The sequence below is a fragment of the Nocardia sp. NPDC058480 genome (assembly GCF_042720495.1).
In the GTDB taxonomy this organism is placed as follows: Bacteria; Actinomycetota; Actinomycetes; order Mycobacteriales; family Mycobacteriaceae; genus Nocardia.
The window spans coordinates 91,530-110,174 of sequence record NZ_JBHXMN010000009.1 but is presented as its reverse complement, the minus strand read 5'-3'; the positions used below and the strand labels follow the sequence as shown (position 1 = coordinate 110,174).

Annotated in this window: 14 protein-coding genes; 6 read left to right on the top strand and 8 right to left on the bottom strand. The window is 67.1% G+C overall.

Annotated elements, in window-relative coordinates:
* Positions 1–63: 63 nt before the first annotated feature.
* Together ACFWO8_RS21545 and ACFWO8_RS21540 are read right to left on the bottom strand one after the other, a co-directional pair.
* Entirely contained in the window at positions 64–450 is a 387-nt protein-coding gene (locus ACFWO8_RS21545) for a DUF86 domain-containing protein (protein ID WP_378953732.1), read from the bottom strand.
* Positions 437–739 (bottom strand): nucleotidyltransferase family protein, encoded by a 303-nt coding sequence (locus ACFWO8_RS21540; protein ID WP_378953730.1) that lies wholly within the window; start codon positions 737–739, stop codon positions 437–439. Before ACFWO8_RS21540 ends, ACFWO8_RS21545 begins: the two co-directional genes overlap by 14 nt.
* 254 nt (positions 740–993) lie before the next feature.
* Between ACFWO8_RS21540 and ACFWO8_RS21535 the strand changes: the two genes are divergently transcribed.
* From ACFWO8_RS21535 to ACFWO8_RS21520, 4 genes are read left to right on the top strand one after another with little or no spacing between them, the layout of a single operon-like run.
* Positions 994–1,542 (top strand): DUF3558 domain-containing protein, encoded by a 549-nt coding sequence (locus ACFWO8_RS21535; RefSeq protein ID WP_378954251.1) that lies wholly within the window; start codon positions 994–996, stop codon positions 1,540–1,542.
* A gap of 46 nt (positions 1,543–1,588) precedes the next feature.
* Complete coding sequence (locus ACFWO8_RS21530) at positions 1,589–1,948, top strand: hypothetical protein (protein ID WP_378953727.1); 360 nt, start codon at positions 1,589–1,591, stop codon at positions 1,946–1,948.
* Positions 1,948–3,312, top strand: coding sequence for a hypothetical protein (locus ACFWO8_RS21525; protein WP_378953724.1), 1,365 nt, complete (start codon positions 1,948–1,950; stop codon positions 3,310–3,312). Before ACFWO8_RS21530 ends, ACFWO8_RS21525 begins: the two co-directional genes overlap by 1 nt.
* Complete coding sequence (locus ACFWO8_RS21520) at positions 3,309–4,100, top strand: ESX secretion-associated protein EspG (protein ID WP_378953721.1); 792 nt, start codon at positions 3,309–3,311, stop codon at positions 4,098–4,100. The genes ACFWO8_RS21525 and ACFWO8_RS21520 overlap by 4 nt, the downstream gene beginning before the upstream one ends.
* Before the next feature lie 127 nt (positions 4,101–4,227).
* On the opposite strand, the gene ACFWO8_RS21515 is transcribed toward ACFWO8_RS21520, so the two are convergent.
* Both ACFWO8_RS21515 and ACFWO8_RS21510 read right to left on the bottom strand, forming a co-directional pair.
* Positions 4,228–4,506, bottom strand: a complete 279-nt coding sequence (locus ACFWO8_RS21515) for a DNA-binding protein (RefSeq protein WP_378953718.1) — start codon at positions 4,504–4,506, stop codon at positions 4,228–4,230.
* Positions 4,507–4,631: 125 nt separating this feature from the next.
* Positions 4,632–4,901, bottom strand: coding sequence for a hypothetical protein (locus ACFWO8_RS21510; protein WP_378953715.1), 270 nt, complete (start codon positions 4,899–4,901; stop codon positions 4,632–4,634).
* A gap of 93 nt (positions 4,902–4,994) precedes the next feature.
* Between ACFWO8_RS21510 and ACFWO8_RS21505 the strand changes: the two genes are divergently transcribed.
* The gene (locus ACFWO8_RS21505) at positions 4,995–6,452 is read left to right on the top strand and encodes an ATP-binding protein (RefSeq protein WP_378953712.1); all 1,458 of its coding nucleotides are present in this window, start codon (positions 4,995–4,997) and stop codon (positions 6,450–6,452) included.
* A gap of 53 nt (positions 6,453–6,505) precedes the next feature.
* Here the strand turns inward: ACFWO8_RS21505 and ACFWO8_RS21500 are convergent, their stop codons facing one another.
* Both ACFWO8_RS21500 and ACFWO8_RS21495 read right to left on the bottom strand, forming a co-directional pair.
* The gene (locus ACFWO8_RS21500) at positions 6,506–7,156 is read right to left on the bottom strand and encodes a hypothetical protein (protein ID WP_378953709.1); all 651 of its coding nucleotides are present in this window, start codon (positions 7,154–7,156) and stop codon (positions 6,506–6,508) included.
* Between the two features lie 27 nt (positions 7,157–7,183).
* Positions 7,184–7,585 carry a MerR family transcriptional regulator gene (locus ACFWO8_RS21495; RefSeq protein WP_378953706.1) on the bottom strand — a complete coding sequence of 134 codons (402 nt, stop codon included), beginning with the start codon at positions 7,583–7,585 and terminating at the stop codon, positions 7,184–7,186.
* Between the two features lie 49 nt (positions 7,586–7,634).
* Here ACFWO8_RS21495 and ACFWO8_RS21490 point away from each other — a divergent pair, with 49 nt between their 5' ends.
* Positions 7,635–8,513 carry an NAD(P)-dependent oxidoreductase gene (locus ACFWO8_RS21490; RefSeq protein WP_378953703.1) on the top strand — a complete coding sequence of 293 codons (879 nt, stop codon included), beginning with the start codon at positions 7,635–7,637 and terminating at the stop codon, positions 8,511–8,513.
* A gap of 29 nt (positions 8,514–8,542) precedes the next feature.
* On the opposite strand, the gene ACFWO8_RS21485 is transcribed toward ACFWO8_RS21490, so the two are convergent.
* The gene (locus ACFWO8_RS21485; RefSeq protein WP_378953700.1) at positions 8,543–13,144 is read right to left on the bottom strand and encodes an amino acid adenylation domain-containing protein; all 4,602 of its coding nucleotides are present in this window, start codon (positions 13,142–13,144) and stop codon (positions 8,543–8,545) included.
* Positions 13,145–13,253: 109 nt separating this feature from the next.
* A complete protein-coding gene (locus ACFWO8_RS21480; RefSeq protein WP_378953698.1) occupies positions 13,254–18,638 on the bottom strand; it encodes an amino acid adenylation domain-containing protein in 5,385 nt (1,794 codons plus the stop codon).
* Positions 18,639–18,645 lie beyond the last annotated feature (7 nt).

Here is an 18,645-nt window from a genome sequence, read left to right as displayed (position 1 = left end):
CCCGACCCTCACCAAGCAGACGCGCAGGAATTGCTGGCGGACGCATTTCCGTCACAGACGTTCTCACTTACCTGCTGGCGGCACGTGACCGACCGCCTCGGGATATTCGGTGGCAAGGAGTTGGGAAACCGCGGCTTCGACTGTCGGTAGGTCGACTTCGGCGACCTCACGCACGATCTCCCAGTCGAGACTGAAATAGGCGTGTACCGCGTGGTTGCGGAATCCCCGCATCTGTCGCCAGGGCAGGTCGGGAAGCTTGTTCCGCGTCTCATCCGTGAGATGCGATGCGGCCTCACCGATGACAAGTAGCTGTCGAAGCACCGCGTTCTGCAGAATTTCGTCGGTGCTCCAGCCGTCGCCGCGCTGGTCGAGCCACCGGATCACGGTGCGGGCCGCGATGACGATGTCTGCGAGGTAGAGCGAGTTGGTGCGTTCCTCACGCGGCGGCATACAGGACCTCGGCGTCGGCGAGTACTTCGTCACGGATCAGTCGGTTGAGGCCACTCTTGGGGACCAGATCGACGTGGATGCCCAATAGCTTCTCGAGCTCCTCCTCCAGTCCGAAGAAGGCCAGGCCGCGCACTGCGTGTGGTCCGCGCACGTAGAGGAGATCGACGTCGCTGTCCTCACGGTCATCGCCGCGGGCGACCGAGCCGAAGAGCGCTAGCTCCGTGACGCCGTATTCGGCACAGAGCTGGGTAATCGCGGGAAGGAACTCGATGAGCTCGTCTCGTCTCACTCCACCATCATGGCAGCTCAGATGGGTGGGAAACAGGGGCCGCGGGGTTCGAGGTTCGAGGTTCGGAGCTCGCTTCGGTTGTTGGGGACCGGTAGTTCCCGGCGACGGTCCGGGTTGAGTAGGGTCGGGGGCGCAGGTTGGAGGGCTGTCGACAGGTCGGTGGAACCGAATGGGGTCGGGGTGCGTCTAATCGAGTAGTGGCGGGTTGCTGCCGTGTCCGACCAGGTAGGAGTGCTGTGCGAAGCGTTGTGGTGATGCGGGCTGTGGTCTGTGGTGTGGTCGGGGCGGCTGTGCTGGCGGGGTGTGGGGGGACTGAGGAGGGGTCGGCTGGGCCTACGACTACGGTGCGGGATCCGGACACTATCGAGGTGTTCAATCCGTGTCGGGGGGCGTTGTCGGATGAGGTGCTAACGAGCGTCGGCCTCGACCCGGCGACTCTGCACGTGACCGTCGATCCCCCGACCGGCGTCTCGGCATGGCGCGTGTGCAGTTGGCGGCCGCTCGACGACCGCTACGGGTCCGGCAAGCGCGACATCGGAATCTTCTCGACCAGCCATACGCTCGCGGATGCCCGGAAGAAGGAGGGGGTGACCGTCATCCGCGACACCACGATCAACGCCCGTCCAGGGCTGGTTTCGAAGGAAAACAGCACACCTGACATCTGCTACGTTTCCTTCGAGGCAGAGCAAGGAATGTTCGAAATCACTGCCGCTTGGCTGAGCACCGAAGGACCGCGGGGCGGGGACTTGTGCGGAATAGCCGAGCAATACGCGACAGCGTTCGAGCCGCACCTGCCGAAGTAGACGGGGGAGCAAGATGACACAGGATCACGCCACATACTGGCGAAACATGAAACAGCAAGCCATCAACGGGGAGTTCAAGCTCGACGAGGACCTCGGGCAAGCCCTCGCCGGGGTTGTCGAGCAGTACATCACGGACCTCGAAGTGCAGAAGCTCGACGCTGGCAAACTCAATCGCCTGACAGGCTGGGGCGGACTCCCCTCAGCTGACACGATCCGTGCCAAGTACGAGGCAAAAGCAGTCGCCGGAGGCGCCGGAGGCCCCGACGACTCCGCAGTGAAACGCCTGGAACAGCACATCACCATCGCCCGCGACCAGCGCGACACCTTCCTCGCCGCCATCGGCAAACTACAAGCCGTCGACCAGCAGACCGCAGGTGCCCTCGGCGCTACGGGGGCGAGTATCTGATGGGGTTCTGGGATATCCCCGAAACGATCGGCATGACCGTCTTCCACGTGGGCACTCTCGGTGGCTTCAAGATCTGGGACAACCACGACCAGTCCGGCAACGCTGACGACGAGCGCAGCAAGCTCGACAACGACGGTAAGCAGGCGTGGGAGGGCGATCGCAGCATCATCGGCGACGAATGGTCGAGGCTGCGGGCCGGCAGTGATGTGACGATGGAGGGGGCGAAGGTAACCCCCGAGCCGTTCAGTACGTGGACACATCAGCAGATCTGGGATGCGTTGCGTGGCAAGGACGGTCAGCCCGGCGTCGACGCCGGCCAGATCAATGCGACTGCGGACGGTTGGCGGCGCCTGACAACGGGAACCGAGACCGCGGTCAACAACTACCGAACGAGCTTCGAGCGGGTGCTTTCCGAGAAGTGGTCGGGCGCGTCCGGAACATCGGCGATCGACGGGGTGAAGAGCTACACCACCGAAGCCGCGAAGCTGCCCACCACATTCCAGATGGTCGCCAACGGCATCGACTACATGGAAGGTGTTCTCGGACAGGCGAAGATCGCCATTCCGAAGCCGGAGGAAGTATCCACGTTCGACGAGTTCATCGGCCACATCCCCGGCAACGGCGTGGTCAAAGCGGCCAAACATCGTGCCAATGAGGCCGAGGAAGATGCCCGGCTCTTCATGATCGGCACCTACCAGCCAGGCTCGATCACCGTCGACAAACAGACACCTATCCTGCCCGTCCCCCACAACAACGTCGGCGACCCAGGCGACGTCCCCGTCACCGGGCGCAACGGCGACGACGGGAACTCGAACGACAACACCAACGGCAACAACGGCAACAACCCGTCTACGGAACCCGCTGGCACACAAGAGGATCCGGCAACGACTGAGCCGCAGTCGACTAATTCTGACGACGATCAGAACGACGACGGAACCGACGACGATTCCACCACCCCCAGCGCGACCGACCCGTCCGCCACCACACCCGCCTCAACGACGCCTGCCGGAACCGGCACCCCGACCACACCGGGCGGAGGGTCGCCTGGTTCCGGTTCGCCCGGTTCGGGTTCACCCGGATCCGGTGTGCCGAGCGGAGGCACACCAGGTGCCGCCGTGCCAGGCACTCCCGGCGGCGCCGGCGCGGCTGCAGGGGCGTCAGGTAACCGCGCGGGAACTACCAGCGGCGCAGGCGGTCGAGGCATGAGCGGCATGCCCGGCATGATGGGCGGCGGACGTGGCGGCGGCAAAGGCGAGGACGACAGCGAGCACGCCATTCCCGACTACCTCATCCAGGATCGGGAAGACGAACTCATCGGGCTGCTTCCGCCGACCCTTCCGCCAGGTGGAGTGATCGGCGCGTGAGCTGGAACAATGACACCCACACTGAACCGCGCGTAACAGGTCGCTGGCAACTCGACCCACACGCGTTCGCGGTCGGACTCGAAGGCCATGGTCGTGACCGCCTGCCCTACCCGCTGACCTTCCGGCCCGAGTTCGCCGAAACCCACGAGATCCACCAGGAGCGGCGCGAGGCCGCCTTCGCCAGGCTGCAACAGGTCTATGACGACGGCCTGCACAAGGTGTTCCGCGCTCTGCTCGAACCAGAGGTCCGCGTCGAGATCGAGGGTTTGCATGGGCAAGGTCAGTCGGAGGTCGCCCGCGTGTATGCCGGAATCATCGAGGACCACGCGGCGTTGGCGGTCCAAGAATCAGGACCCACCCGCGAACAAGGCGGGGATATCGCCTTGAGCATTGTGCCGCTGGCCGACTTGGCCGCCGCGATCGTCGCGAAACTGCCTCACGCACAAGGTGGTTCGACACCCCGCTTGGAGGGACGCCGCAGCGACCTCGACACCGCCACCTACGCCCGCCACCCCACGCGCCTATCCCCCGTCGAACAAACGCAACGATTCTTCCGCCGCCCCCGAACCAGTACCGGCGAAATCACCGTCTACCCCGGCTACCAGGTGGACTCACGCCCCACCACCGACGGCAAAGCCTTTCTCTGGCTGGACTATCCGAACGACGGCCGCTACCTCATCCAGCACCACGACGCCGACAACTTCACCGTCATCCCCGGCCCACCCACCGAACTCCAGCACCGCCTGTCCAAGCACATCGCGATGTTCACCGAACGAAGGCGCGTGTAGCATCGGCCAGAACAGGTATCAGCGGTGTTACTAACATCAGTGATACCGAGTTCTGAGCAGCATCGGCGCGGCACCGAGGGCGACGTCGGCACTCGCGCTACTTGCGCAGGCCAACGTCGCGATGCCGCTATACGTCGACGATCAGTACGCGATCTCCGCAGAGTCGCTCCCAATCATCACGATCGGATGCGAGAACGACTGGCGGTCCAGGACTGCGCAGCGCCATCGCCGCCACCAACGAGTCGATCGCGTACTTGTGTCCGTGTAACCCGCCTGCCTCACGCAGCAGACCCACCGCATCGAGCGAATCGGCTTGGGTTACTTCCTCGACTCGCAGCCGCGAAAGCAACCAGCTCAGCCTGCCCATATCGGTCTTTCCAAGAACGGCTTCGACAATAGTCAGCACCGATACCCGTACAGGAATGCTGTTCCGCCTGGCTGCTTCGATGCGGGCGGTGAGCGCTCTGTCATGTCGCAGCAGCAGTGACAGAGCCTCGGAATCAAGGACTACCGACCGAACATTCCGTTCCGTCACGCGACTCCCCGGTCGGAGCCCTGCGCGCCGTGGCCGAAAAGCTCCTCAGCTGCGGCTTGCACCTCCGCGTCGGTGAGCGGCTCGTGGCTCGACTCGAAGTCCGAGACGATCTCCCCGAGACCGTCCATCTCGAGTTGGTGCCGCACCGCTTCGGCAACGTACGCCGAGAGGCCGCGCTTACCCGTCCGGTCGCGGACCGCTGACAGGAGATCCGACGGCATCGACACCGAGACGTTGGTGGTGGCGCCGGGACGAGCGGTAGTCATAGCCAAATTGTACTACATGGACTATTACACCCCTGCCGTCGCGTCGACGGTGAACGAAGGCGCGGATAACGCCCGCAAGAGAACGTATCATCGATGTTACTATCATCAATGATACTAAGAGGTGCGATGGACTTCGTCGGGCGATGGCATGAACTGCACACCCTGGACGCCGCCTTGTCCGGCGTCGGGGCCGCGATCGATACGGCGAAGCCGGGGCGTTGCCTCATTCTTCGTGGCCGCCGCCGCATCGGTAAGTCTGCACTGATCGAGGAGTTCACCCAGCGCAGCGGTGTGCCAAATGTCTTCTACACCAGCGAGATCGGGCTCGGAAACGACCCGCTGCGCGAGTTCTCCGATACGGTCGCGCATTCCTCGCTGCCCGATGCCGAGATCTTCGAAGAGGCGCTTCCAGCCAACTGGACCGCAGCCCTGCGACAGCTCGCCGGCATTCTGCCCGACAATGAGCCGAGCATCGTCGTTCTCGACGAGTTGCCATACCTGATGGATGAGTCAGGCGCTTTCGAGAGTGTCTTGCAACGCGCGTGGGACCGCGAACTGTGCCGCAAACCGGTTCTGTTGATCCTGATCGGTTCCGATCTCGCCATGATGGCTGCGCTCACGTCGTATGGTCGCCCGTTTCATCAGCGCGGCACCGAGATGCGACTGGGCCCACTCAATCCCGCCGATGTCGCCGCCATGACCGGCTCCGACCCCGCGGCGGCCTTCGATGCCACCCTCATCACCGGTGGATTGCCCATGATCTGCGCACGATGGCGCGCAGGCGAGGACGTGTGGGAGTTCTTGACGAGAGAACTCGCCGACCCGGTCAGCCCGCTGATCGTCTCCGCGCAATTGTCCCTGGCGGCCGAGTTTCCCGATCAGACCTTGGCGCGCCAGGTCTTGTCCGCGATCGGCAGCGGCGAACGAACGTTCACCAATATCGCCCGTGCCGCCGGTGGTCTAGCCAGCACGAGTCTTTCGCGCGCACTGAACCTGTTGGTGGACAAGGGAATCGTGGCCGCGGAACTACCGATCAGCCTGGCCCCATCGAAAGAACGCCGTTACCGGATCACCGACTCATACCTACGGTTCTGGCTCACCTTCCTCGGCCCCTACTTGCCTGAGCTGGATCGCCTGCGCGGTGACCTGACTCTGGATCGGATCCGCCGTGGCTGGACGAGTTGGCGCGGCCGCGCGGTGGAACCCCTGATCCGTGACTCGCTCGCCCGGCTTCTCCCAGCCCAAGGCATCCCCGCGGTCCCCGCCATCGGCGGGTTCTGGACACGCACCAATGACGTAGAGATCGACATCGTGGGCGCCGACCGGGAACCCGTCGCCAAGGAGCTGGCCTTTCTCGGGTCGATCAAGTGGCTGGAGAACTCACCCTTCGACACCCACGACCTCGTCGCCCTGCAAAACCACCGCTTCCGGCTGACCGATGACCCCGTCCCCTTGATCGCTGTCAGCCGCTCCGGCGTCTCAACCGACCACCTCGCCGCCACCTTCACTCCCACCGACCTGATCGCGGCGTGGCGACCGCCAACCATCTGACCTGCACCGATGCCGGTGACAGATTGTGCCGCTCAACACAAAGGCCGGCCCAGCTACATCGGTGTCACCTGCATCCGGTCGGCGTCGAAGGTCGTGGTTGTGGGTTCTGTGTCGCCGTTCTTGCGTATGGCGATAGTGGTGTCGTTGGAGAAGAACACTTGCGTCGGGCAATTGCCTTCATGCAGATGCCACACCAGCGCCCGTCGACTGAAAAGCCCCCCGCGCTCCAGCAGCCACACGCGGCAGGCAGGGTCGATTAAATTCATGTACTTCTCGGTGGCCAGTTCAACGCGACCGTCGGGACTCACCGCGACCGTGCGGACAACGCTGCGATCGTCGAACGCCTCGAGAAACGTCGTGATCGCCCACAGGAACATTGTCGCCAGCACCAGCATCACCGCGAACACGATCCGCAACCAGCGGCGAGGCCTGCTGCGACTGAACCAGACGTAGCAGAGATAGACGGCGGTTGCGGCCGTCCAGCACAGCGGCATCGCGAAGAGCGGGGGGTCGCCGAAGCGATAGAAGCGGTCCGCCGCCGCCGCTACCATCCATACGGCCACTCCCGCCGCGAGTAACGCGACAACAGCGAGCACCCACACGATCTGCTGCCGGCGCGACATCGGACCGGCCCCTCCTCGGTCCAAATCGGATGTCCCATATCGCCGGCGGATACGTTCCGACGTAGCGTTGTTGTCTGTCATCCCAACTCCTCGGGTCGCAATAGTTGCTCAGGCGGGCACTGGTTCGGTTCCGTCGAAGGGTGGGTAGGTGTCGCTGGTTGTGCGTTCGGCGGCGGCGATGTAGACGGCGAGGGCGTCTCGGGATCGGGCGAGGCGGTCGATTTGGTCGTCGAGGCGGTGGAGTCGAGTTCGCATGTTGGACACGAGTTCTGGGCATGCGGGCAAGGTGGGGGTTTCGCCTTCCGCGCAGGGTAGGAGGTAGGCGATGTCGTCGGAGGACAGGCCTGCGCCGAGTAGGTGGCGGATCTGTTGCACGCGCAGCAAGGCGGTTTCGTCGTATTCGCGGTAGCCGTTCGGGCTGCGGTCCGCGGTCATCAGCCCCTGGGCCTCGTAGTAGCGCAGTTGGTGGGCGTTGACGCCCGTGCGGGTACTCAGTTCGCCGATTCGCATCGCAACCTCACTTGACCTTCATACCGGTATCAACGTTGATGATGCTGCCATGAACAACGCAACCGAAACATCTGTGACCGTCATCGGACTCGGGCTCATGGGCCAGTCGCTCGCCGGCGCGTTCCTCGCCGCCGGACATCCCACCACCGTATGGAATCGGACGCCCGCCAAGGCCGACAGGCTGATTGCCGAGGGTGCGCGGCTCGCGCCGACCATCGGCGACGCGCTGCGGGCGGGCTCGATCACGATCATCTGCGTCACCGACTACCCGGCCGTGCGTGAACTGTTGGGCACGAACGATATCGACGGTACGACCTTCCTCAACCTGACCTCGGGCGACTCGGCCCAGGCCCGCGAAACCGCCCGCTGGTTCGAGCAGCGCGGCGCCCACTACCTGGACGGCGCGATCATGGCCATCCCGCAGGCGATCGGAACCTCCGACGCCGTGATTCTGCACAGCGGTCCACAGGCGGACTTCGACGCGCACGAGAAGACACTCGAGGCACTGGGCACCGTCACCTACCTCGGCGCCGACCACGGCCTCGCCTCCCTGTACGACGTGGCCGGCCTGACCATGATGTGGAGCGTCCTCAACGCCTGGCTCCAGGGCACCGCGATGCTCAGAACCGCCGGTGTCGACGCCGCGACGTTCGCACCGTTCGCGCAGATGATGGCTACCGGGGTGGCCACCTGGCTGCCCGGTTATGCCGAGCAGATCGACAGCGGATCCTTTCCCGCCGAGGTGGCGGCCCTGGAGACCGATGCGCGAACGATGGCCCACCTGATCGAGGAGTGTGAGGCGCTCGGCGTCAACGCCGAGCTCCCGAAGCTGATCAAGGCAATGGCAGACCGCTCGATCGCCGCAGGTCACGGCGGGGAGCAGTATCCCGTGCTGATCGAAGAGTTCGCCAAGCCCCACAGCGACTGACATCACCGCGTGCCCAACGAGCAGGCAAACTAGCGGTCCAGCACCTCGGCGAGGGTGGTGAGCGCCAGCTCCCAGAGTTCGGCGAAGCGGGCTGCCTCGGCTTCCGTGAATAGAGCGGTGCTCCAGCGGAAGTTCGTGGTGAGGGCGGCGCCTTCGGGGGTGGTTCCGATGCCTGCGATGACGTCTACCGCGTAGCGCAGGGGTAGGTCTGGTTCCGGGTCGAGTGGGAGTGCGGTGTCGTGTTCACCGACGAGCAGCGACCAGGGGTCGGTGTCGTTGCCGCTCAGGTCGATTCGGCCGAGATAGTTGAATTCGACCTGCGGTTCGGCGGCGGTGCGAAGTTCGGCGGCGCGGTTGACGTAGCGGAGCAAGCCGTAATCGAGGCCCTGGTTCGGGATTTCGCGCAGGTGAGTCGCGACCGAGTCGAGCAGGGTTCGGGCGGCGGACGGATCTGCTTGTGCGCGTAGGACATCCACCGCGTTGTCGCCGACGCCGAGGCGGACGGGGAAGACGCTGGTGAACCAGCCGAGGGTGTTGGCTGTGTCGGTGCCGAGGGTGGTGTCGGCGCGGCCATGGCCTTCCATGGCGATCAACGCGCCTGCGGCCGGATCGTTTCCGTTCTCGGCGTGGAGCGAGGCCATGGTCATGGTGAGGGCGGTGAGCAGGAATTCGCGGACGCCCTCGTCCTTGCCGACGCGGTTGAGCAGGCGCTCGGTGACCGCGACCGGAGTCGCTACCGTGCTGACGCGCAGGCTGGACCAGGTGTCGGTGGCCGGTGCGGGGTGCCGGGAGCCGAGCGCTGCGTCGGGCTCGCGGACCTGCGCGGTCCAGTAGTCGCGCTGGGCGAGGACTTCCGGTTCGGACGCGCGCTGCCACATGGCCTCGGACCACTGCCGGTACGAGGTGAACTCGGGCAACATCTTCGGCGTCACGCCTGCTTGGATCTGCTGCCAGGCGGCAGCCAGCGCGTCGAGCATGATGTGCCAGGACACGACGTCGACCGCGAGGTGGTGCACGGCGAGCAGCAGAATGTCGCCGGTTCCGCGACCGGCAGCCTCGCTCGCCACCGCACCGGCGGAATCCGAGCCGAGGTACACATCGGCATCCGTGGCCGGGAACCACACCGCGCGCACCATGTCGCCGGTGCGGGGGTCGATCGCATCGTTGGCGATCCGCGCGAATTCGGTGATGGCCGAGTCGAGTTCGTCACCGGCGAGATTCCGGGGTGCTTCGATCACCAGGTCGGTGGCGTTCACCGCGCCGGGTGCCCGGGTGACCATGCGCGGGCCGTCCGTCGTGTCGGTGAGCACCGCGCGCAGGGTGTCGTGCGCATCGAGCAGCGATTGCAGCGTGGATTCCAGTGCCGCCCGGTCGATTCCGGCGGGCAGGCGCAGCAGCGCGGTCTGGGTGAAGCGGCGGTAGTTGCCGTATTCGTACATCCAGGAGACCACCGGCAGCGGCGGAACCACACCGTAGGCGTCGGCGCCGGACTGCGCGGCGGCGGCCGGAGCGTCATCGACGGCCGCGGCGAGTTCACGAATGGTCGGGCAGGCCAGCACCATTCGCGGATTGAGGGCCAGGCCGCGGCGGCGGGCCTTGTTGACGAGGGAAATCGCGACGATGCTGTCGACGCCGAGTTCGTAGAAGTCGGCGTCGATGCCGGGGGCGCGGCCGTCGAAGAGTTCGGCGAACAGCTCGCTGAGCGCGATCTCCGTGGGCGTCTCGGCAGCGGCGTTGCTATCGGCGACCGAAAGCGACTGCTCGGCGAGCTCGTTCAGCGCGTGGCTGTCGAGCTTGCCGTTGACGTTCACCGGCAGTTGCTCCATCACCACGATGCGCGCGGGAATCATGTACGCGGGCAGGCGTTGTGCCAGGTCAGCACGCACCCGGCTGACGATCACGGCGCGACCGGCCTTGCCGACGACGAAGCCGACCAGCGACGCGCCACCGGCGCGGCGCACCACAGTCACCGCGGCGGTGTCGATATCGGCGGAGCGCCGCAGCGCGGTCTCGATCTCGCCGACCTCGATGCGATAGCCGCGCACCTTCACCTGGGCGTCGGCGCGGCCGAGGTAGCCGAATCGACCACCGGGCAGCCTGCGGACGAGGTCACCGGTGCGGTACATGCGCTCGCCGGGGCGCGTCGGGTCGGCGACGAAACGGTCCGCGGTGATGGCGGGTTTGCCGAGGTAGCCGCGGGCCAGCTGCACGCCGGACAGGTAGAGCTCGCCGACGATGCCGCGCGGAACCGGTCGCAGCCGGGAGTCGAGCACGTAGCCGACCATGCCGCCGTTGGCGGTGCCGATCGTCGGGATTTCCGAGGTGGCGACGGGTGCGACCACGGCTTCGACGGTCGTTTCGGTGGGCCCGTAGCAGTTGTACACAGCCGTACCGGGCAGGGCGCGCAGTCGCGCCCACAGCGCGGTGTCGATGGCCTCGCCGCCGAGGGCGAGCACCGACAGTTCGCGGTCGAGCAGGCCCGCCGCCGCCAGCTGCGCCAGCATCGACGGGGTCGTGTCGATCATGTCGATGTCGAATTCGGCCATCCCCGAGACGATTCGGTGCGCGTCACGCATTTCCTCGGCGTCGAAAAGGTGCAGGGCCTGGCCGGCGAAGAAGCCGACCATCGGCTGCCAGGAGGCATCGAAGCCGAGCGACCAGGCGTGGGCGATCCGCAGGGGGCGCCCGAGCTTGCCCATGGCCGGGCGGTAGAAACGCTCCAGGTGATCGGCGAAGTAACCCGCCAGTGCCGCGTTGGTGCCGACCACGCCCTTGGGCTCGCCGGTGGAGCCGGAAGTGAAGATGATGTAGGCACTGTGCTCGAGTTCGCGACGCACGGTGGGGGCCTTGGCGGGCCGGGCCGCGATCCGCGCTACGACGGCGGGCTCGTCCAGCGCCAACACGGCCGACGGCGCATCAGACACGAATCCGTCGAGCAGCATCCGATCCTCGGCCAGGACAACGGCGAGAGTTGGGTTCGACTGGCGCAGAATCGATTCGATCCGGGCGGCTGGGAGCGTGATGTCGACCGGGACGTAAGCGGCGCCCGCGGCGAACGTCGCCAGAATGGCGATGATCGAGCGAGGACTACGCGGGAGCATCAGGGCGACAACGGTTTCCGGAGCGACGCCGTTGGCGGCGAACTCCCCCGCCAACCGGCAGGCCTCGTCGTGCAGCGCGCGGTAGGTGAAGACCTCGCCGGAAGTGGTGGTGAGGGCGATCGCGTCCGGGGTGGCGGTGGTCTGCTGCTCGAACAGTTCCCACGGGGTGGCGGTGGGTGCTGCGGGGATATCCGTTGCGGCGCTGAGGAGTTCGGCGTGCTCGGTCTCGGTGAGCAGGTCGATCGCCTCGGTGGTCGCGGTGGCGTCGAGGGTCGGCAGGGTGCGCAGGATGGTCAGCATGCGCGCGCCGAGGTCGGCGGGGTCGAGGTGACCGAGAAGGGCGGGGATCGCTTCGACGAGGACGAGGAGTTCGCCGTCGCTCAGGTGGGAGACAACCGTGAGCGGGTAGTGGGCGAGGCTTTCCATCTCGATCGGACGGAACTGGGCGCCGTCGGGGGCGGTGACCGTCTGGATGGCGTCGTCGATGGGGGCGTTCTCGAATACGAACAGGGTGTCGAACAGGGCGCCGTGGCCCGCCGCGCGCTGCAAGGTCGACAGGCTGAGGTAGCCGATGTCGCGCATGGTGGCCGAATCACGTTGCAGGCGCGCGCATTGCGCGACGACCGGCTCGGCGGAATCGAGGCGGTGCACCACCGGGACGGTATTGATGAACAGCCCGACCATGCCTTCGACGCCCGCCAGCTTCTCGGGGCGGCCGGAGATGGTGGTGCCGTAGACGACATCGCGGCGGTCGGTGATGCGGCCGAGCAGCAGCGTCCAGGCGAACTGGACTGCGGTGTTGAGCGTCATCCCGTTGGTGCGCGCCCACTGCTGCAATTGCTCGGTTTCGGTGGTGGACAAGCTGAGTCGCGTGGTCTGGGGAACACCAGCGCCACCGGTGCCGTCGGCCAGCACCAGCGGCGCGCTCACCTGCCGCAGGTACTCGGCCCAGCGGCGGGCCGCGGCGTCGTGGTCCTGGGCACCGAGCCAGCCGATGTAGTCACGGTAGGGACGGGGCGCGGGCAGCCCGTCGAGGGTGCCGCCCGCCCGGTAGACGGCGAGCAGCTCGGTGAAGAACACCGCGACCGCCCAGCCGTCCATGAGGATGTGGTGGGCGGTCAGGATCATCCGCCTGCGCGGCTCGGGTGCGTCGGTGACGTCGAGCAGCAGCACCCGCAGCGCGGGACCGCGACTCAGCACGAATGGCACGCGCCGCTCGGATTCGGCGATCGAGTCGAATTCCGTTGAGTGAGCGGCACGTTCAGCCCACGGCAGCTCCGCGCGCGAGGGGATGATCTGCACCGGTTTGGGCACATCGGTGTCCCAGAACGCGGCACGCAGGTTCGGATGACGGTCCAGCATGGCCTGCGCGCTGCGGTGGAGCAGGTCGGTGTCGAGCGGGCCGTCGATATCGACCACGAATTGCATTGTGTACAGGTCGATCTCGGTGCCCGTCAGCCGGGAGAGCGAGAACAGCCCCTCCTGCAGCGGGCTCAGCGCGAGTACGTCTTCGATCTGCGGCGCACTCATGCTGCGTCCTCTCCTAGCTGTCGGGTATTGCTGTGATCGGCGTGCCGCGCCACCCCCGATGCCGTGGTCACCCACGACATCGGGCCCTGATGCGAGCTCACCGAGTTGTTCATCCTTGGGCAGACCAGGCGGCTGACAGTGCGGACAAGGCGTCGGCCTCCAGGCCGGACGCGCTCATCGGCGCGTGCGAAACCTGTGCGGGCTCTTCCGCTTTTGCCGCACCGGCGGCCGCGTCGACAGCGGCTGCCAGTTCGGTGATCGAGGCGCACTCGAACACCAACTGCGGGGTCAGTGCCAATCCCAGATCGGCGGCGCGGGCCGACCACTGGATGGAGATGACGCTGTCGCCGCCGATGGCGAAGAAGTTGTCCTCGCCGGTGACGTCCTCGGTCTCGAGCAGCTCCTCGATCAGCGCGATCAGGGCGCGCTCGGTGTCGGAGTCGGTCGCCGCACCGGTGGCGACGGCGCTCGCGGCCACCGGGGTCGGCGCGGCCAGCAGGCGGTCGAGATCTGCGGCGGGTAGCACGCGCAGGTCGGCGACCGGCAGGTCAGGCGTTTCGGCGAAGGCGCGCAGCGTGGCGGCGAGCGCGTCGGCGATCAGCGCGGCCGTGGCCGGGTCGTACAGATCGGCGTTGACGACGACGCGGACGTCCATGCCGCCGTCGGCGGTCACATTCAAGCTCAGGTTCAGATCTAAGAAGGAGACGTCGAACTCGGCGGGCAGCACGGTGACGGTGCTCTCCCCCGAGGTCGCGAACGGGAGCGTGGTGGGTGCCCAGTCGGCGCCACGGAAGTGGATCATGCTCTGGAACAACGGGTTCCGGGAGCGCGAGCGACGCGGGTTGAGCGCTTCGACCAGGCGCTCGATCGGGAGCTCCTGGTTGGCGTTGGCGTCGAGCACCACATTGCGGGCCCGAATCACGGTGTCGCGCAGGGTCGGTGCGTTCGACAGGTCGTTACGTAGCACGACCATGTTGGCGAACAAACCGATCAGGGTGGTCGTCGCCGGATCGGTGCGCGCCGCGACGGGAGTGCCGAGGGTGATGTCGGTACCACCACCGAGGGCGTGCAGCAGCGTGGCGACCGCGGCCTGGCACACCATGAATTCAGTGGCGCCACTTCGGATCGCGAGCGATTCGAGCCCCGAGCGTACGGCGGCGGGCACCGAGAAACTCACCACTTCACCGCGCTTGCCGAGCACCGGCGGACGCTGCCGATCGTGGGCGACCGCGATCTCCTCGGGGACATCCGCGAGCGCGGCACGCCAGTAGTCGATCTGGCCCGTAGCGAACGCGCTCGGCGCGGCCTGGTCGAACAGTTCACGCTGCCACAGCGCGTAGTCGGCGAACTGGACCGGCAGCGGCGCCCAGCTCGGCGCACCGCCCAGCTCGCTGCGCGCACGGTAGGCGGCGGTGAGGTCGTCGAGCAGCACACCGAAGGACGCGTGGTCGGCGACGATGTGGTGCACCAGCAGCGAGAGCACGTGGGTGCCCGCGTCGAGCACGAGCAGTTCGGCGCGGATCAGCGACTCACCGTCGAGGGTGAAGTGGTAGCCGGCGATCTCGGCGAGTGCCTCGGTGAGCTGGTCGGCGGCGATCTCGCGCACCGGCAGCGGGACCGGAGCGGCGGGGTGCACCACCTGGTAGGGCACGCCGTCGTGTTCGGGGAACGTAGTGCGCAGCGACTCGTGCCGGGCCACCACGTCATCGAGGGCGGCGCGCAGGGCCACGATGTCGAGTGCGCCATCGAAGCGCAGGGCCAGCGGCAGGTTGCCGACCGAGCCCGCGCCCTCCATCCGGTACTGGAACCACATCGCCAGCTGCGAGTACGACAGCGGAATGCGCTCGCCACGTGGGCGCCCGCCGATCGCGGGACGATTGGACCGCCCCGGTCCGGCGGCTGCCGCTACGTGTGATGCAGCGGAGGTAGCGGTGGCGACGCCGCGATCCGCAGCGGAACCGGTCGAGCCGATCTCCGATGCCGAACCAGCGAGCGAGCCGTCCGAGGCAGCCGCGGCCGAAGTATCCGTGTTCGCGGGTGCGCTCTCGCTCGCGGCGGGCGCGTCATCGACATCGCTGTCGACGGCGTCGAGGTCGATGTCGAATTCGGCCAGGAAGCGGGCGACCAGGTTGGCGGCCAGCGCGGCGGGGGTCGGGCTGTCGAAGACCACGCGCACGTCGAGCTCGATGCCGAACTCCGCGCGGACCTGGGCGACCAGGCGGGCCGCGAGCAGCGAATGGCCGCCGAGTTCGAAGAAGGAGTCTTCGGCGCCGACGTCATCGAGGTCGAACAGGGCGCCGAACAGGGCGCAGACCTTGCGTTCGGTGGCGGTGGCCGGAGCGCGGTGGGTGCGCACGGCGGCGGAGGTGGCGGCGGGCAGCGCGCGCTTGTCGAGCTTGCCATTGAGGGTGAGCGGGATCTCGCCGATCACCGCGAAACCGCTGGGCACCATGTATTCCGGCAGCGCGTTCGCCGCGAAGGCGTGCACCTGCTCGAGGTCGACGGCATCGCCCACGGGCACGACATAGGCGGCCAGCATCGCGCCGATGGCCGGATCCTCGGTTACGACTACGACGCAGTGCGCCACGTCGGGGTGCGCGGCGATCGCGGCCTCGACCTCGCCGAGTTCGATGCGGAAACCACGCACCTTCACCTGCTCGTCGGCGCGACCGACGAACTCCAGTTCACCGAAGCTGTTGCGGCGCACCAGGTCACCGGAGCGGTACATGCGCGCGCCCGCCGCGGGGCCACCCTCGGCCGCCGCGAACGGGTCGGCGACGAAACGCTGCGCGCTCAGGGCCGGACGGTCGAGATAGCCGCGAGCGAGCTGATCGCCACCGAGGTAGAGCTCACCGACGACACCGTCGGGCACCAGCTGCAGTGCCTCGTCGAGGACGTAGGTGTAGACGTTGCGGTTGGGGATGCCGATCGGCACCACACCGGTGCCCTGTGGACCCGCGACCGGCATATGGGTCGAGCAGACCACCGCCTCGGTGGGTCCGTAGTGATTGCGGAGTTCGGCCTCGAGCGTGTTGAAGAACCGGTCGGCGACCTCACCGGGCAGCGCCTCGCCGCCGACGGGAATCTGGCGCAGCGACTGCCATTCACTGATCTCGGGCAGCAGCAGGAACGTGCTCAGCATCGACGGCACCATGTGCAGCACGGTCACCTGACGGCGGCTGATCAGGTCGGCGACATAGCGGATATCGCGGAAAGCGTTGGGCTTGGGCACGATCAGCTGCGCGCCGACAGTGAGGGTGATCGCGATGTCGACCAGCGAGGCGTCGAAGCTCACCGACGACGACTGCATCAGGCGGTCGGCGGCGGTCATGTTCCAGTCGGCGGTGAAGCAGACGATGTGTTCGGCGATCGCGTTGTGCGGCACCGGAACACCCTTGGGCTTGCCGGTGGAGCCGGAAGTGTAGATGACGTAGGCGAGGTTCGCGGGCAGCAGCGGACGCAGCCGCTCGGCATCGGTGGGCGCGGTCGCCGGGAGCTGCGCCGCCATCTCCTCCGCGGCGGCCAATTCGACCGCACCGAGCAACAATCGAGGGTTCGCGTCCTCGACCAGGTACTCGATCCGATCGTCCGGGTAGGCCGGATCGATCGGCAGGTAGGCCCCACCGGCCTTCAACACCGCGAGCACGGCGACGATGAATTCCACCGAGGTGCCCAAGCGGAGGCCGATGAGATCCTCGGTGCCGATGCCCTGCCCGATCAGCCAGTGCGCCAGGCGATTCGCGCGGGCGTGCAGCGCGGCGTAGGTCAGCTCGATGTCATCGGAGAGCAGCGCGAGCGCGTCGGGAGTGGCGGCTGCGGCCGATTCCAGCAGGGTGACAAGGGTATTCGCCGGTTCATCGACGAGAACGCCGTGCGAGCGGTCGAGCAGCGCCGCGCGGTCGGCCGCACCGAGCATGTCGAGGTTGGCGAGCCTGCGCCGCGGCTCGCGCAACGCGCTGTCGAGGAGCTGACCGAAGTGCGCGAGCAGCCCGTCGATGAGGGCTTCGGAGAGCACATCGGTCTGATACTCGGCTTCCACCACCGCCGTGCCGTCGGCCTCGAGCACGATGGCCAGTGCCAACGGCACCTGGGCGCTCGCCGCACCGAGTTCGAGCTGAGTGGAGGTGACGCCGTCGATGGCGAAACCGTCGGCGCTCTTGCGCACCGAGAAACCGAGGCGCACCAGCTGATCCAAGCCGTCGCGACCGGCCACCCGATCCGGGTTCGCTTCGCGGACAACACGATCGATGCCGACACCGCGGTGGGCGAAGGCGCCGGTGCAGGTATCGCGCACCGAGCCGACGAGCTGGGCGAAATCGGCCTGGGCGCCCATGGTCGCGCGCAGCAGCAGGGTGTTGCCGAAATAGCCGATGAGCTGTTCGGTGCCCGCGGGGCGGTCGGTCACCGGGATGGAGACGAGGAAGTCGTCGGCGGCGGTGTAGCGGTGGATCAGGGCGTCGAACCCGGCGAGCAGCACCATGAACGGGGTCGCGGCCTGCTCACGCGCGAACTGTTCGGTGCGGGTGACGAGCTCGGCCGGGAGACGGTGGGTGCGGCGCTGGGCGTTGCGGCCGGGGGTGGCCGCGGCGGAGCCGGGCAGTTCGAGGGGTTCGGGCAGCGGGCGCAGTGCATCGCGCCAGTAGGCGACGTCGGCTTCGGCGGGCTCGGCGGTGGGGGCGATCGCGGCGAACTGAACCGTTTCGGGCTGGAATCCGGAAGTGCCGGCGGCGGCGTTCGTCTCGTCAGGGGATGGTGCCGCGATCGAGGTCGAATCGACAACGCTCACACCATCGGCGGCCTTCGTCGCATCGGAGGACTGCGGCCCCGCATCGGATGCCGTGACCGCGTGGCCGTCCGCCACGAAGACGTTCGGTCCAGCGGCGGGTGTGCCCAGCCGGTAGGCGGTGTTGAGCTCGGCGAAGAACACCGCCCAGGAGTCGTCGTCCCAGGCGATGTGGTGGATGGCCAGGAGCACGATGTGCTCATCGGTCCCGGTGCGGATCAGCGTCGCGCGCAGCGGGAGTTCGGTGCCGAGCGCGAAGGGGCGGCTGAACTCACGCTGGGCCAGCACCTCCACCCGCAGGTCGCGACCCGACTCCGCGAGCTCGGTGACGTCGTGGGTGGACCATTCGACCCGTGCGTCGGCGGCGAACACCTGGAACGGTGTGCCGTCGGCGTCCGCGCCGTAGGTGGTGCGCAGGATGTCGTGCCGAGCCACCACCGTGTCGAACGCGGCGTGCAGGCGGTCGGCGTCGAGCGGGCCGGTGAGGCGGTAGGCGACGCAGATATTGAGGGCGGTGTCGTCGGCGTCGCGGGTCTGCAGGAACCACATGCGGCGCTGGCCGGGGGTGAGTGCGCGCCGCTCCCCCGCCGGGATCCGCGGTACCGCGACGGGTTCGGCGTGCACCACCGACATGCCGCGTTCGCGCAGCTTCTGCTGGAGCAGCAGTTTGCGGCGTTCCGCGACGGACAGGGTGGCTTCGGTGTCAGACATGTTCTTC

Bases quoted from the DNA above. Each gene is read 5' to 3' on its own strand.
- ACFWO8_RS21535 (WP_378954251.1), top strand. From the start codon at position 994: ATGCGGGCTGTGGTCTGTGGTGTGGTCGGGGCGGCTGTGCTGGCGGGG.
- ACFWO8_RS21530 (WP_378953727.1), top strand. From the start codon at position 1,589: ATGAAACAGCAAGCCATCAACGGGGAGTTCAAGCTCGACGAGGACCTC.
- ACFWO8_RS21500 (WP_378953709.1), bottom strand. From the start codon at position 7,156: ATGACAGACAACAACGCTACGTCGGAACGTATCCGCCGGCGATATGGG.
- ACFWO8_RS21525 (WP_378953724.1), top strand. From the start codon at position 1,948: ATGGGGTTCTGGGATATCCCCGAAACGATCGGCATGACCGTCTTCCAC.
- ACFWO8_RS21485 (WP_378953700.1), bottom strand. From the start codon at position 13,144: ATGAGTGCGCCGCAGATCGAAGACGTACTCGCGCTGAGCCCGCTGCAG.
- ACFWO8_RS21545 (WP_378953732.1), bottom strand. From the start codon at position 450: ATGCCGCCGCGTGAGGAACGCACCAACTCGCTCTACCTCGCAGACATC.
- ACFWO8_RS21480 (WP_378953698.1), bottom strand. From the start codon at position 18,638: ATGTCTGACACCGAAGCCACCCTGTCCGTCGCGGAACGCCGCAAACTG.
- ACFWO8_RS21510 (WP_378953715.1), bottom strand. From the start codon at position 4,901: ATGACTACCGCTCGTCCCGGCGCCACCACCAACGTCTCGGTGTCGATG.
- ACFWO8_RS21490 (WP_378953703.1), top strand. From the start codon at position 7,635: ATGAACAACGCAACCGAAACATCTGTGACCGTCATCGGACTCGGGCTC.
- ACFWO8_RS21505 (WP_378953712.1), top strand. From the start codon at position 4,995: ATGTTACTATCATCAATGATACTAAGAGGTGCGATGGACTTCGTCGGG.
- ACFWO8_RS21495 (WP_378953706.1), bottom strand. From the start codon at position 7,585: ATGCGAATCGGCGAACTGAGTACCCGCACGGGCGTCAACGCCCACCAA.